Origin of the sequence: Stenotrophomonas sp. FR024 (genome assembly GCF_047500745.2) — a bacterium.
Lineage (GTDB): Bacteria > Pseudomonadota > Gammaproteobacteria > Xanthomonadales > Xanthomonadaceae > Stenotrophomonas > Stenotrophomonas maltophilia_A.
In genome coordinates this window covers 104,258-118,399 of sequence record NZ_JAXAXM020000013.1, presented here as the reverse complement: position 1 = coordinate 118,399, position 14,142 = coordinate 104,258, and the positions used below count along the sequence as shown (strand labels likewise).

12 protein-coding genes are annotated in these 14,142 nt (G+C 67.2%); 8 read left to right on the top strand and 4 right to left on the bottom strand.

From position 1 onward, the window contains the following. Window positions 1-134: 134 nt before the first annotated feature. From ACMZ91_RS15150 to ACMZ91_RS15115, 8 genes are all read left to right on the top strand, one after another. A complete protein-coding gene (locus ACMZ91_RS15150) occupies window positions 135-1,223 on the top strand; it encodes an acetylornithine deacetylase (protein WP_414578397.1) in 1,089 nt (362 codons plus the stop codon). Window positions 1,224-1,298: 75 nt separating this feature from the next. Beyond that, on the top strand, window positions 1,299-2,627 hold the full coding sequence (locus ACMZ91_RS15145) for an acetylglutamate kinase (RefSeq protein ID WP_134951255.1): 1,329 nt from the start codon (window positions 1,299-1,301) through the stop codon (window positions 2,625-2,627). A 3-nt stretch (window positions 2,628-2,630) separates the two neighbouring features. Next, entirely contained in the window at window positions 2,631-3,233 is a 603-nt protein-coding gene (locus tag ACMZ91_RS15140; RefSeq protein WP_049401159.1) for a GNAT family N-acetyltransferase, read from the top strand. Continuing rightward, the gene (gene argC / locus ACMZ91_RS15135) at window positions 3,230-4,183 is read left to right on the top strand and encodes an N-acetyl-gamma-glutamyl-phosphate reductase (protein ID WP_414578395.1); all 954 of its coding nucleotides are present in this window, start codon (window positions 3,230-3,232) and stop codon (window positions 4,181-4,183) included. Before ACMZ91_RS15140 ends, argC begins: the two co-directional genes overlap by 4 nt. 20 nt (window positions 4,184-4,203) lie before the next feature. Beyond that, window positions 4,204-5,499, top strand: a complete 1,296-nt coding sequence (gene argH / locus ACMZ91_RS15130; RefSeq protein ID WP_121505061.1) for an argininosuccinate lyase — start codon at window positions 4,204-4,206, stop codon at window positions 5,497-5,499. Beyond that, entirely contained in the window at window positions 5,499-5,762 is a 264-nt protein-coding gene (locus tag ACMZ91_RS15125) for a YciI family protein (protein WP_032129404.1), read from the top strand. Before argH ends, ACMZ91_RS15125 begins: the two co-directional genes overlap by 1 nt. 11 nt (window positions 5,763-5,773) lie before the next feature. After that, window positions 5,774-6,931, top strand: a complete 1,158-nt coding sequence (gene proB / locus ACMZ91_RS15120) for a glutamate 5-kinase (RefSeq protein WP_414578393.1) — start codon at window positions 5,774-5,776, stop codon at window positions 6,929-6,931. After that, window positions 6,928-8,199, top strand: a complete 1,272-nt coding sequence (locus ACMZ91_RS15115) for a glutamate-5-semialdehyde dehydrogenase (RefSeq protein WP_414578391.1) — start codon at window positions 6,928-6,930, stop codon at window positions 8,197-8,199. The genes proB and ACMZ91_RS15115 overlap by 4 nt, the downstream gene beginning before the upstream one ends. Window positions 8,200-8,306: 107 nt before the next feature. On the opposite strand, the gene pgaD is transcribed toward ACMZ91_RS15115, so the two are convergent. From pgaD to pgaA, 4 genes are read right to left on the bottom strand one after another with little or no spacing between them, the layout of a single operon-like run. After that, window positions 8,307-8,777, bottom strand: coding sequence for a poly-beta-1,6-N-acetyl-D-glucosamine biosynthesis protein PgaD (pgaD, locus tag ACMZ91_RS15110; RefSeq protein ID WP_032129407.1), 471 nt, complete (start codon window positions 8,775-8,777; stop codon window positions 8,307-8,309). Beyond that, window positions 8,774-10,030, bottom strand: a complete 1,257-nt coding sequence (gene pgaC, locus ACMZ91_RS15105; RefSeq protein WP_010486660.1) for a poly-beta-1,6-N-acetyl-D-glucosamine synthase — start codon at window positions 10,028-10,030, stop codon at window positions 8,774-8,776. Before pgaC ends, pgaD begins: the two co-directional genes overlap by 4 nt. A 1-nt stretch (window position 10,031) precedes the next feature. After that, window positions 10,032-11,918 (bottom strand): poly-beta-1,6-N-acetyl-D-glucosamine N-deacetylase PgaB, encoded by a 1,887-nt coding sequence (gene pgaB, locus ACMZ91_RS15100; RefSeq protein ID WP_414578389.1) that lies wholly within the window; start codon window positions 11,916-11,918, stop codon window positions 10,032-10,034. 1 nt (window position 11,919) lies between these two features. After that, the gene (pgaA, locus tag ACMZ91_RS15095) at window positions 11,920-13,947 is read right to left on the bottom strand and encodes a poly-beta-1,6 N-acetyl-D-glucosamine export porin PgaA (RefSeq protein WP_414578387.1); all 2,028 of its coding nucleotides are present in this window, start codon (window positions 13,945-13,947) and stop codon (window positions 11,920-11,922) included. Window positions 13,948-14,142 lie beyond the last annotated feature (195 nt).

The window sequence follows — 14,142 nt, the reverse complement described above, 5'->3', positions numbered from 1 at the left end:
GCCGCTGGCCGGCGCCTCGCAACGTCAATGGAGGGTAGTGCCGGCCGCTGGCCGGCTCGTGGCACGGCTGGATCATTGCGGAGCCGGCCAGCGGCCGGCACTACCGATTTCGAACCCTACGGATATTCAGACACATGCTTGAACAGACGCTCGATCACCTGCAGGCCCTGGTGTCCTTCGACACCCGCAACCCGCCGCGTGCGATCACCACCGGTGGCATCTTCGATTACCTGCGCGTGAACCTGCCCGGCTTCAACGTCGAGGTGATCGACCATGGCGCCGGTGCGGTCAGCCTGTACGCCGTGCGTGGCACGCCGAAGTACCTGTTCAACGTGCATCTGGATACCGTGCCGGATTCGCCGCACTGGAGTGCCGACCCGCACGTGATGCGGCGTCTGGACGACCGTGTGGTCGGCCTGGGCGTGTGTGACATCAAGGGCGCCGCCGCTGCACTGGTGGCCGCGGCCAACGCCAGTGATGGCGATGCCGCGTTCCTGTTCTCCAGCGACGAAGAAGCCAACGATCCGCGCTGCATCGCCGCGTTCCTGGCCCGTGGCCTGCCGTATGAAGCGGTGCTGGTGGCGGAGCCGACCATGAGCGAAGCGGTGCTGGCGCACCGTGGCATCAGTTCGGTGCTTATGCAGTTCGCCGGCCGCGCCGGGCACGCGTCGGGCAAGCAGGATGCGGCCGCCAGCGCGCTGCACCAGGCCATGCGCTGGGGCAACCGCGCATTGGACCATGTGGAATCGCTGGCCTCGGCGCGCTTCGGCGGGCTGACCGGCCTGCGCTTCAACATCGGTCGCGTCGAAGGTGGCATCAAGGCCAACATGATCGCGCCGGCCGCCGAAGTGCGGTTCGGGTTCCGTCCGCTGCCGTCGATGGACATCGATGGCCTGCTGGCGACCTTCGCCGGTTTTGCCGAGCCGGAAGCGGCACTGTTCACCGAAACCTTCCGTGGCCCCAGCCTGCCGGCCGGTGATATCGCCGAGGCAGAGAACCGCCGTCTGCTGGCACGCGACGTGGCCGATGCGCTGGAACTGCCGATCGGCAACGCGGTGGACTTCTGGACAGAGGCCTCGCTGTTCTCCGCTGCTGGATACACCACGCTGGTGTTCGGCCCGGGCGACATCGCCCAGGCCCACACCGCCGATGAGTTCGTGACGCTGGAGCAGCTGCAGCGCTACACCGACGCCGTGCACCGCATCATCGCCGCCGGCGCCTGATCGACCCCACAACGCCGCCCGGCCCTGGCCGGGTGGAACTGCAACGCGGCGACCGCCGCCTGTGACGAAACCGAAATGTCTCCTGCCCTCCAGCCCCACCGCCAGACCCGCCAGACCATCGTGCGCCTGCTTTCCAGCATGGCCAGCGCGAAGGAGATCAGCCAGTACCTCAAGCGCTTCTCGCAGCTGGACGCCAAGCGCTTTGCCGTGGTCAAGGTCGGCGGCGCGGTGCTGCGCGACGATCTCGACGCGCTGACCTCTTCTCTGTCGTTCCTGCAGGAAGTCGGCCTGACCCCGATCGTGCTGCACGGCGCCGGCCCGCAGCTGGATGCCGAACTGTCGGCCGCCGGCATCGAAAAGCAGACCGTCAACGGTCTGCGCGTGACCTCGCCGGAGGCACTGGCGATCGTGCGCCGGGTGTTCCAGCAGTCCAACCTGCGCCTGGTCGAAGCACTGCAGCAGAACGGCGCGCGTGCCACCTCGATCACCGGTGGCGTGTTCGAGGCGGAGTACCTGGACGTGGACACCTACGGCCTGGTCGGCGAGGTGAAGAAGGTCAACCTGGCGCCGATCGAGGCCAGCCTGCGCGCCGGCTCGATCCCGGTCATCACCAGCCTGGGCGAAACCGCGGGTGGCCAGATCCTCAACGTCAACGCCGACTTCGCCGCCAACGAGCTGGTGCAGGAGCTGCAGCCGTACAAGATCATTTTCCTGACCGGCACCGGCGGCCTGCTGGACGAGCAGGGCAGCGTGATCGATTCGATCAACCTGTCCACCGAGTACGACCACCTGATCGCGCAGCCGTGGATCCACGGTGGCATGAAGGTGAAGATCGAACAGATCAAGGATCTGCTCGACCGCCTGCCGCTGGAATCGTCGGTGTCCATCACGCGCCCGGCTGACCTGGCCAAGGAACTGTTCACCCACAAGGGCTCGGGCACGCTGGTGCGCAAGGGCGAGAAGGTGCTGCGCGCCACCGCGTGGAACGAGCTGGACCTGCCACGGCTGAAGGGCCTGATCGAATCCAGCTTCGGCCGCACGCTGGTGCCTGACTATTTCCAGAAGACCAAGCTGCTGCGCGCCTATGTCAGCGAGAACTACCGCACCGCGGTGATCCTCACCGACGAAGCCGAGGGCGTGTACCTGGACAAGTTCGCCGTGCTCGATGATGCACAGGGTGAAGGCCTCGGCCGCGCGGTGTGGAACGTGATGCGGGATGAAACGCCGCAGCTGTTCTGGCGTTCGCGCAATGGCAACCCGATCAATCACTTCTACTATGCTGAATCCGATGGCTGCTACAAGCAGGGCCATTGGAAGGTGTTCTGGTACGGCGCCGATGGCATCGACCGGATCAGCACCTATGTCGACCACTGCGCCCAGCGCGCACCGAGCCTGCAGGGCTGAATGATGGACCATTCCGATCACTGGACTACGATTCCCACCCTGCGCGGCCAGCACGTGACACTGCAGCCGCTGCAGCCCGAGCATGTGCCTGGCCTGCGCGCCGCCGTGGAGGGCAGCGGCCTGGACCAGCTCTGGTACACCCAGGTGCCTTCGCCGGAGCGGGTCGAGCACTATGTGCAGGCCGCGCTGCAGGCACAGGCAGAAGGCAAGGTGCTGCCGTTCGTGATCCTCGATGCGGCGGGTGACATCGTGGGTACCACCCGCTTCTACGACCTGGATGCCGGCGTGCCCAAGCTCAGCCTGGGTTACACCTGGTATGCACCGCGCGTGCAGCGTACTGGCGTCAACACCGAAACCAAGCTGTTGCTGCTGCAGCACGCCTTCGAAACCATGGGCTGCATCAGCCTGGTGCTGGAAACCAGCTGGTTCAACTTCACCTCGCGCACCGCCATCGCCCGCCTCGGCGCCAAGCAGGACGGCGTGCTGCGCAACCACAAGCGGCACGCCGACGGCACGCCGCGCGACACCGTCATCTTCTCCATCATCGATACGGAATGGCAGGGCGTGAAGCGCCACCTGCAGTACCGCCTGGACAGCCACGCATGAACGATTCGACTTTCACCCTGGGCATCGTCGGCGCCCGTGGCCATACCGGTGCCGAGCTGATCAAGCTGGTGGCCGCACACCCGCGGCTGAAGCTGGCTTTCGTGTCCTCGCGCGAACGCGCGGGGCAGCGCCTGTCCGACCACCATCCGGAATTCCAGGGCGAGCTGCAGTACGAGAACCTGGACGCCGACGCGGTGGCCGCCAAGGGCGTGGACGCGGTGATCCTGGCCCTGCCCAACGGCCTGGCCGCACCGTTCGTGGCCGCACTGGAAGCGGCGAAGCCGGACACCGTCATCGTCGACCTGTCGGCCGACTACCGCTTCGACAACAGCTGGTACTACGGCCTGCCGGAGCTGACCCGAGGCCGCTACAACGGCCAGAAGCACATCAGCAACCCGGGCTGCTATGCCACGGCGATGCAGCTGGCGGTGCATCCGCTGCTGGACCTGCTGGCCGGCCCGCCGCAGTGCTTCGGTGTGTCCGGCTATTCCGGCGCCGGCACCACGCCGTCGGACAAGAACAACGTCGAACTGCTCGCCGACAACCTGATGCCGTATGCGCTGACCAACCACGTGCACGAGCGTGAAGTGTCGGTCCAGCTGGGCGTGGCGGTTGAATTCATGCCGCATGTCGCGCCGCATTTCCGCGGCATCACGCTCACCGCCAACCTGTGGCTGAACCGCGTGCAGACCCGCGAACAGATCGTCGAGCGCTTCCAGCAGGCCTATGCGGGCGAACCGCTGATCGAGGTAGTGGATGAAGCGCCGTGGGTCAGCCGCATCGCCGGCCGCCACGGTGCGCAGGTCGGTGGCTTCACCCTGGCCCCGTGCGGCAAGCGGGTGGTGGTGGTGGCGACCCTGGACAACCTGCTCAAGGGCGCGGCCACCCAGGCCATGCAGAACCTCAACCTCGCGCTGGGCATCGACGAACTGACGTCGATCCCGCACTGAACACGTATTCCGGAGCCCCCATGGCAGACCTTCTTTGGCAGAAGCCCGGCGTCGCCGTCGACGCCCAGATCCAGACCTTCCTCGCCGGCGATGACGTGATCCTCGATCGCGAATTCTTCCTGCACGACATCGCCGCCAGCGCCGCGCATGCACAGGGCCTGCAGCACATCGGCATCCTCAGCGCCGATGAACTGGCCGGCCTGCTGCGCGAGCTCGACGTGCTGGCGCAGGACTTCCGTGAAGGCCGCTTCGTGCTGGACACGCAGTACGAAGATGGTCACTCGGCGATCGAAGCGCGCCTGACCGAACGCCTTGGCGATGCCGGCCGCAAGATCCACACCGGCCGCAGCCGCAATGACCAGATCCTGGTTGCCACCCGCCTGTGGCTGAAGGAGAAGCTGCTGCGTGTGGCCCAGCTCAGCGCCGAGGTTGCCAAGGTCGCGCTGGACCGCGCGCGGGCCGAGAAGGACCTTCCGGTTCCCGGCTATACCCATATCCAGCGTGCCGTGGTGTCCTCGGCCGGCATGTGGTGGGCCGGCTGGGCCGAGGCCTTCATCGACAACGCCATCCGCGCGCGCGACACCCATGCGCTGGTCGACGCCAATCCGCTTGGCACGGCTGCCGGCTACGGTGTGAACCTGCCGCTGGACCGTGAGCACACCACGGCCGCGCTCGGTTTCGCCCGCATGCAGATCTCGCCGATCTACGCGCAGCTGTCGCGCGGCAAGTTCGAACTGGCCGCGCTGGAAGCGCTGGGCGGCGCCACGCTGGACCTGCGCCGCATTGCCTGGGACCTGTCGCTGTTCACCAGCGCCGAGTTCGGCTTCGTCGCGCTGCCGGCGCAGTACACCACCGGCAGTTCGATCATGCCCAACAAGCGCAATCCGGACGTGATCGAGCTGATGCGCGCGACCCACGCCAGCGTCGCCGCCGCGCGTACCGAGATCGAGCAGCTGCTGTCGCTGCCGTCGGGCTATCACCGCGACCTGCAGTCGTCCAAGGGCGCCATCTTCCACGGCTTCGGTCGCGGCCTGTCGGCGCTGGAACTGCTGCCGGCGCTGCTGGCCAACCTGGAATGGCGCGACGACAAGGTTCGCGCGGCAATCGACTCGGGCATGTACGCCACCGATGTGGCGGTCGAAGCGGCCGTGGCCGGCGTGCCGTTCCGCGAGGCCTACAAGGCTGCTGCCGCCGGTGCCGACAGCGCAGGGCAGGGGCGTACCCCGGAAGGCAGCCTGGCCGCACGCGTATCGCCGGGTTCGGCCGCCGACCTGCGCCTGGACGAACTGCACGCGCGCTGGCAGGCGCTGTCCTGATGGCCGGCACCGTCTACCTGGTGCTGGCCATGCGCCGGCCCGATTTCAACGCCGCCGCCGTGCAGCCGCACCGTGACTTTCTCGATGCGTTGCAGGCACAGGGCAAGCTGCAGCTGACCGGCGGTTTTGCCGATGGCAGCGGTGGCGCCTATGTGCTGTGCAACGTGGACAGCCTGGCGCAGGCGCAGGCCATCGTCGCCACCGATCCGCTGGTGACGATGCAGGCCTCCGCGCTGACCGTGCACGAATGGAACACCCGCTGAGAGCCTGACCGATGATCCAGCACGCTGCCCACGTCGCCTCGCCGTTCCCCGAACAAGCGCTGCCGCCGTGGCGGCGTGCGGTGCTGAAAGTCGGCAGCAGCCTGCTGGCCGCCGATGGCGGCGGCCTGTCACCTCGCCACGCGCTGGGCCTGGCACAGTTCGTGTCGGCCAATGTACTGGCCGGGCGTGAGGTGGTGATCGTCTCCTCCGGTGCGGTTGCGGCGGGGCGCGCGATCCTGCCGCGGGCCGATGAACCCGGTGCGGCGATGGCGGCGCGGCAGGCCCTGGCCGCGCTCGGCCAGGCGCAGCTGATCGGGCTCTGGCAGCGCTTCTTCGAGCGCCCCGTGGCGCAGGTGCTGCTGACCCACGACGACCTGCGCAACCGCCGCCGCTACCTCAACGCACGCGCCACGCTCAATGAGTTGCTGCGGCTGGGCGCGTTGCCGGTGGTCAACGAGAACGACACCGTGTCGGTGGACGAACTCAAGCTCGGCGACAACGACAACCTGGCCGCCACCGTGGCCGCGCTGGTCGATGCCGATGCACTGTTCATTGCCACCGACATCGACGGCCTGTACAGCGCGGATCCGCGCACCGTGGCCGATGCGCGGCCGTTGCACGACGTGCCGGAACTGAGTGACGAGGTGCTGGCGATGGCCGGTGGCACCGGCTCGCGCGCCGGTACCGGCGGCATGCGCACCAAGCTGGAAGCGGCGGCGAAGGCCGGTCGCCTCGGCATCGAAACCTATCTGTTCAATGGCCGCAGCGGTGACGTGGTGCGCGCGCTGGCCCAGGACCGCCTGTTCGGTACCCGTATCCACGCCGCGCGCAGTCGTGAGGCGGCCCGCAAGCACTGGCTGCGGCACGCGCCGCTGGTCGAGGGTGCGATCGTGATCGATGCCGGCGCGGCGCAGGCCATGCGTGAGAAGGGCGCCTCGCTGCTGCCCGGTGGCATCACAGGTGCGGAGGGCGTGTTCCGCCGTGGCGACATGGTGCAGGTGTGCTGGAACGCGCCACAGGGCCGTGTCTGCGTGGCGCGCGGCGTCAGCCAGTACGCTTCAGATGATGTGCGCCGGATCGCCGGGCGCCATTCGCGCGACATCGAGGCCGTGCTGGGCTACAACTACGGTGGCAGTGTCGTCCATCGCGACGATCTGGTGTTGCCATGACCGGTTTGAAGGACTCCCCGATGAGCGAAATCGAAGTGCAGGCGCGTGCCTGCCGTGACGCGGCCCAGATCGTTTCCGGCCTCGACAGTGCGGCGCGCCGCACGCTGCTGCTGGCAATGGCGCAGGCACTGGAAGTGAATGCCGGGCTGATCCTGGCCGGTAATGCGCGTGACCTTGCTGCCGCGCGCGACAAGGGCGTTGGCAGTGCCATGCTCGACCGCCTTGCGTTGGACCCGGCGCGCCTGTTCGCGATGGCCGAAGCGGTGCGTGAGGTCGCTGCGCTGCCCGATCCGGTCGGCCAGGTCACCCGCGACGATGTGCGTCCAAACGGCATCCGTGTGCAGAAGGTGCGCGTTCCGCTGGGGGTGATCGCGATGATCTACGAAGCCCGCCCGAATGTGACCGCCGAAGCGGCCGCCCTGTGCCTGAAGGCCGGCAATGGCGTGATCCTGCGCGGAGGCTCCGAGGCGATCCACTCCAACACCGCCATCGCCCAAGCGTTGTCCGGCGCATTGAAGGCCAACGGCGTACCGCCGGCGGCGGTGACCGTGCTGACCGACCTGCGCCGCGAAGCGATGCTGGAACTGCTGCAGCTGCATGAGCTGATCGACCTGGCCATTCCGCGAGGCGGCGAGGGCCTGATCCGCTTCGTTGCCGAGCATGCGCGGGTGCCGGTGATCAAGCACTACAAGGGCGTCTGCCACCTGTTCGTGGATGCCAGTGCCGACCTCGGCAAGGCCATTGATCTGCTGGTGGATGGCAAGTGCAGCCGCCCTGCAGCCTGCAACTCGCTGGAAACGCTGCTGGTGCACCGCGACGTGGCCGAAACGTTCCTGCCGCGCGTGGCGCAGGCGCTGGGCGAGCGCGGCGTGCAGCTGCGCGCCGATGCACTGGCGCAACCGCTGCTGCCGGGCAGCACCGCCGCCACCGAAGACGACTATGCCGCCGAGTTCCTCGATCTGGTGCTGGCGGTGCGCGTGGTCGACGACCTCGATGCGGCTATCGCGCACATCCGCACTTATACCTCCGACCACACCGAAGTGATCGCCACCGAAGACGCCGGCCATGCCGAGCGCTTCGTCAACGCACTGCGCTCGGCGGTGGTGATGGTCAATGCGTCCTCGCGTTTCTCCGACGGCGGCCAGCTGGGCCTGGGCAGCGAGATCGGCATTTCCACCACGCGCCTGCACGCGTATGGCCCGATGGGGCTGGAGGCACTCACCGTCGAACGATTTGTCGTGCGCGGTGAAGGGCAGACCCGCACGTAGATCCACGCCATGCGTGGATGCTCTTCGCGGTAGACCCCGGTGCCGACCAAGGTCGGCACCCACCAGAGAGAACGCCGACCAAGGTCGGCATCTACCGTGCAGCAGGGCTACACAACCTCGCGGCGGATGCCGATCGGCCGCGCGTGATCGTCCATGTGCAGCGTGGCGGCCTTGCAGCCCAGCAGGCGCTCGGCCAGCCCGGTGCTGGCCCCCAGGTCGGCGGCCACTTCGTTGAGGCTGGCCAGCGGCCGCGGCAGGCGCCGGTCGTGGCCGCGGAAGCGCGCGCGGTTGTACTCGGCCCAGCCGATCAGCAGTACGCTGGCGCACAGCAGCATCAGCGGCAACGCCACCAGCACATAGGGGTCGAACTGGCTTTGCCGTTCGTACAGCTGCTGCCAGGCCAGCTGGCCGCCGACCAGCCACGACACCAGGGTGACCAGTGGGGCCCACAGGTAGAAGTAGAACCCCCAGAACGCGAGGGTGACGAAGCCCCAGGCGGTGCGTTGGAAGCGTGGTTGGCGATGCGGCTTGCGGATCATCCGCGAGTCGAAGCGGTTGGACGGGCGTTGTGCGTTCATCGGATCCCCCGATCGGGACTGGTCCAGGTGGCGCGCTTGCTGCGACGGCGCAGCAGGGTTTTCGGCAACGCCACCAGGGTGGTGGAAAGGCTGATCAACCAGTACGCCATCGGGTACCAGATGACCCAGAAGTAGTTGCGTCCAATCTGTGTTTCGTAACGACGGTCGATGATCAGGCTGCTGGCGAACTGCAGCAGGCAGACCAGGGCCAGGATCACGCCATGCCACTCCGGCAGCAGGCTGGCGATATGCAGTTGCGGGGGCAGTTCGATGAACTTGCCCAGCGCCCACAGCACCACGATGAACAACATGGTGTAAGCCCAGATCACGCTGAGCACGTACTCCAGCAGTACGCCCCACATGCGCCGCTCCTTCCAGTGCAGCAGCGAGCGGGCGTGGCGCAGCATCACCTCCACGCCGCCCTGGGCCCAGCGCAGCCGCTGCCGCCACAGTCCCTTCAGGGTTTCCGGCATCAGGATGAAGCATAGTGCGTTGGGTTCGTAGCGGATGTCCCAGTGCGCGCGCTGCAGCCGCCAGCTGATGTCGATGTCTTCGGTCACCATGTCATCGGACCACCAGCCGACCTGGTGCAGGGCGGTGCGGCGGAAGCCGGCGATCACGCCGGAGATGGTGAAGATGCGCCCGTACACCCGCTGCGCGCGCTTGATCATGCCGATGATCGAGGAGAACTCGGCCACCTGCAGGCGTCCGAGCAGGGTGGAGCGGTTGCGGATGCGCGGGTTGCCGGTGACCGCGCCGACCCGGTTGCCGCTGACCAGGTGCCAGATCATCCAGTGCAGCGCGTGTTCTTCCAGCATCGCGTCGCCGTCGATGCACACCAGGTATTCCGAGCGTGCGGCGAGCGCCCCCATGCGCAGCGCATTGGCCTTGCCGAGGTTGCGGTCCAGGTGCAGCACGCGCAGCCGTGGGTGCTTTGCCGCCAGGGCGTCCAGCCTCGCACCCGTGTCGTCGCTGCTGCCGTCGTCGATGGCGATCACCTCATAGTCGGCCGGGTAGCGCTGGGCCAGCGCCGCGCCGAGTGTGTCGTCGAGGTTTGCCGACTCGTTGTGGCAGGGAATCAGCAGGCTCGCGAACGGTGGATCGACCATCAGCGGCGGGTCGTTGCGTGGGCGCGAATGGCGTTCGCGCCGGAAGTAGTAATACAGGCCGCCCGACATCCAGAAGAATGCCATCACCATCGGGTAGTAGAAGGCGAACTGGAACAGGACCTGCAGCAACGGATGCATGTCCATGTCACTTCTCCGGGTACGGGAAGTTGCCGGCGGACATTGCCGCGCGGGCATCGCGGGTGGAGGGCTGGTCGGCGATGAAGTCGTCCGGGTACCAGGCGAAGTGGTGCACGCCCTGCGCCTGCAGCTGGCGGATCTGCGCGCGCAGGCGCTCGGCAGGAATCGGTTGCCCGCTGCGCCAATCGACGGTCTGCAGTTCGAACAGGGTGTGCTGCAGCTGTGGGTCATGTGCACGCACCGCGGCCAGCAGCTGGTCGAGCCAGCGTTCCGGATGCTTGCTGCCTTCCATCCACGGCATCGCCATCAGTGCGGTCTGGTCGTAGGCCTTGTTGAACAGGTCCAGGCGCTGCGCGAACCAGGCTTCGCTCTGCGGGCGCAGCACCGGCTCCGCGTACAGGTTGCGCACCGTGGCCAGCTTCGGCCGCCAGCGCTGCGCGCTGTTGCGCAGCGCCAGGGTGAAGTCGATCAACGCCTGCGTGCGTGCGCTGCCCCCATCGCCGGGTGCCAGCGTGGGCAGCTCGGTATCGCGCAGGTAGCCATCGTCATGGAACAGCAGGCCCTCGAAGTAGGAGTTGACCGCCAGATCCTCGTAGATGTCGAGCATGACCTGGCGCGCCTGGGGATTGGTGAAGTCCAGCCGGTACATGCCATCGGCATCGCCGTTGCGGATCGCCAGCGCCTTGCGCTGCACCGGGTCGGGCAGCTCGAAGCCGAGTACCGGCAGCCATGCGTAGACCTTCACCCCCGCACGCGATTTCAGTTGCCAGGCGACGCGACTGAACAGGTCCGCGCGCATCGGCATGTGGCGGTTGGGGAAGTACAGTGCATCGGCGGTGTTGTTGCCGTCCGGATCGGCGAACGCCTGCAGGTAGACGTGCGTCGGTGCGATGCGCTTGACCCGCTCGATCAGTGCATCCAGATTGCGCGCCTGCTGTGCGGGCTCCGGATCGTAGACATCATCCAGGTCGATCTGCAGGGCACGGATGCCATCGAGCGCGACGTCGCGGCGCAGCTCGTAGGCCAGCCCCTCCACGGTCGGGTTGTCGCTGACCAGGAAGCGCGCCAGGCCATGCAGGTCGCTGGCCACCGGCGTGCTGCGGCCCTCCAGATCGAAGGACACCGGCATGCCCAGCTGCTCGGCGATGTCGTTGCTCAACTGGTTGTAGGCCGCGTATGGCCAGATGATGGCGCGCGGGCGCACGCCCAGGTGCTGCTCGATGCGCTGCACGCTGCGCGAGAGATCGGCGCGCAGGCGTTGCGCGTACTGCGCCTCGCTCTCATAGCTGCGCGTGGCGGGGTTGTAAACGCGGGTCACGACAGCCGGGGTGGAGTTCCCCTGTGGGTTGGCGAGCACCCCGTGGTGCAGGTCGTCGGTATGGCTGGCCACTTCGATCAGGCCGCTGTCGTGCATCTGCTTCAGCTGTGCCCAGGTGATGAAGTCGTCGCGGCCGAACGGCCGGTAGCCATAGTCGATGGTGCGGCCAGGTGCCATGTCCACGTAGTCGGTGATCACCGCCACCAGCGCCGGATAGCGGTAAGCCTGCAGCAACGGGAAGGCTTTGTCGTAGACGCTGCGCAGGCCGTCATCGAAGGTCAGCAGCACCGGTTTCGGTGGCAGCGTGGCGCGTCCCCGGGAGGCGTCGATCACCTGCGACAGCGACACCGGGTGGTAACCGTGTGCCCCCAGCCAGTCCAGATGGGCGGCGAAGTTCTGCGTGCTCACCGCATAGGTATCGGCATCCCCCTTGGCTGCGACCTGGTCGCGGATGTCGTGGTAGCTGAGGATCAGCAGGCCGTTGTCGATCGCATCGAGATGCAGGGCCTGCTGCGCGAAGGCCGGCGGCGCAGCCGACAGCAGCAGGAGCACGATCAGGCGCAGGATGCGGGTCATGTCAGTCTCCCCAGCGCAGTGCGGCTTCGAAGCCGATATGGCGTTCGCGATGGCCGTCGTAGACCGGCCGCGACCAGCGCACGCCATACTCGAACACGCGGCCCTGGCCCAGCTGCCACTCATGCATGTATGACACCGACGGCACCAGTGCACTGCCGAAGCCGTCCTGCCAGTAATCGCCCAGCGAGACGGTCAGCCGGTGGCGGAAGTGGCGTTCGTAGTGGCGCCACAACTGCTGGTCGATGCGCAGGCCGATCTCGACCATGCGATCACGCTTCGGGTTGAAGTAGGGAGCATCATCGCGGCTGCCGCGACTGGTGTAGGCACTGCCCAGGCCATCGATCAACCACCGTGGACGTGTCAGCAGCCGCTGCTCGACGCTGGTGCTGAACAGTTCGCGATGGTTGCCATCGTCGTAGCGGAAGCGGCTGGCGCCGAACATCCAGTGCGTGCGTTCGCTGCGCCGGTAGTCGACCTGCGCGCTGACGCTGTCGGCAGTGATGCCGGCCACGCGCGCCTGCATTGATGCATCCGGATCATTGCGTGCGGCGGTCAGTCCGGCATGCCAGTGGTCGTTGAACTGCCAGCCCACGCCGACGCGCAGGCCGGTATCACCGATGTGGTCGTTGGCGCGCTGCACTGCAGCTTCCGCATCCAGACGGCCGAATCGGTAGCGTACGCCCGCGCCCAGCCACAGCGGGTCGATGCGCTGGTCCTGGAAATCGACCGAGCGCCGGTCAGCGAAGGCGAACAGCCGCCAGCGATCGTCGAGTACGGGTGTCTGGACTTCCATGCCATAGCGGCGGTCGTCGTTGCCCAGTGGCGAGGTGCCACCACCGCCGGAACTGCGTCCGATGTCGGTCCATGCCTTCAGCTGCCAACCGCGGTGCGCGCGCCAGGCCTGGTCAATGCGTTCGACGGCGGGCTGGGTGGGGTAGCGCGCGACCAGATCGTCGTGCAGCGGTCGCGCCAGGTCATCGCGCTGCAGGGCGACGTAGGCTTCCTGCATGCCCAGCCGTGGCTCGATGTCGCGCGGGTCCAGCGCATGCGCCATCTGTTGCCGTTGCAGCGCCCTGCGTGGCCAGCCGCGCATCATGTACACGCTGCCCAGCGCGCTCTGCAGGCCGCCGTTGCCCGGTGCGATGTCGACCATCGATTCCAGATCGCGCTGCGCGGTGGGCAGGTCACCGCTGTAGGCGCGCACCATCGCCAGGTTGAGGTCGGCTTCGTAGCGCGACCAGTTTGGATACGGCGACTTGCCGTTGCTCCAGCGCCAGGCAGGTTCCTTGTCGCGCCACGCCTGCAGCAGGTCGACGGCCTTTTCCTGCTGCTCGCTTTCCAGGTAGGCGTAAGCCAGTTCCGAATGCGAGGCGTCGCGCGTCGGATCGCCTGCGACGGCCGCCTGCAGCACCGGAATGGCTTCTTCCGGATGCAGCGTGCCCATCAGCGAATCGCCGACCGCAGGCAGAACATAGTCGGGCAGGGCATGGCCTTCAGCCTGCAGTGCGCGGGCTTCCTCTCGCACCTGCGCATGGCGGCCCAGCCGGTTGAGCAGGATCAGCCGGTCCATGCGGATGCGCAATGGCGCCTGCACAGGTGGGGTGCCTTCGCTGCCCAGATAGCGCTGCATGCGCGCCAGGGTCGATTCGGCTTCTTCCAGCCGGCTGTCTTCGCTGCTGCTGTAGGCCAGGCTCCAGACCACCAGCTTGGCCAGGTAGTCGCCTTCGATGCGTTGCTTCTGAGCAGCGTCGAACAGTTGCGGGCGCTGCTGGTACAGCTCCCAGGCGCGCCAGGCATTGCCGATGTCGCCCAGGGTCAGGACGCGCAGCTTGAACAGCAGGTCGTCGTTGGGCTGCTGCTGGCTGGCACGCTCGATCGCGCCGAGCGCATCCAGCCAACGGGCCTGGTCGCGGTAGCGGCCGATCTCGGCCAGGGCCGCCTCGCGGTCAGGCGGGGCAGCGCTGCTGGCCCAGGCCAGGGCGGTACAGGCAAGGCCGACGCAGAGCGCCAGCCGGCGGTGGACAACCATTGGGGACCCCCTTGGCTTCCGAACCAGACAACCTGAAAAATGTGACGCACATCACATGCCAGATTTTGGGATGGCCGTGGCCTGCGTCACTCCCCTCGCGAACTCCCATCCAGCAGGGATGGGCGAAACCAGGACAGCGACCTGCAATGTCTTGTCTGAAACGAGAGTCCCCCGCACACCGAGTGGTGGCCTGGG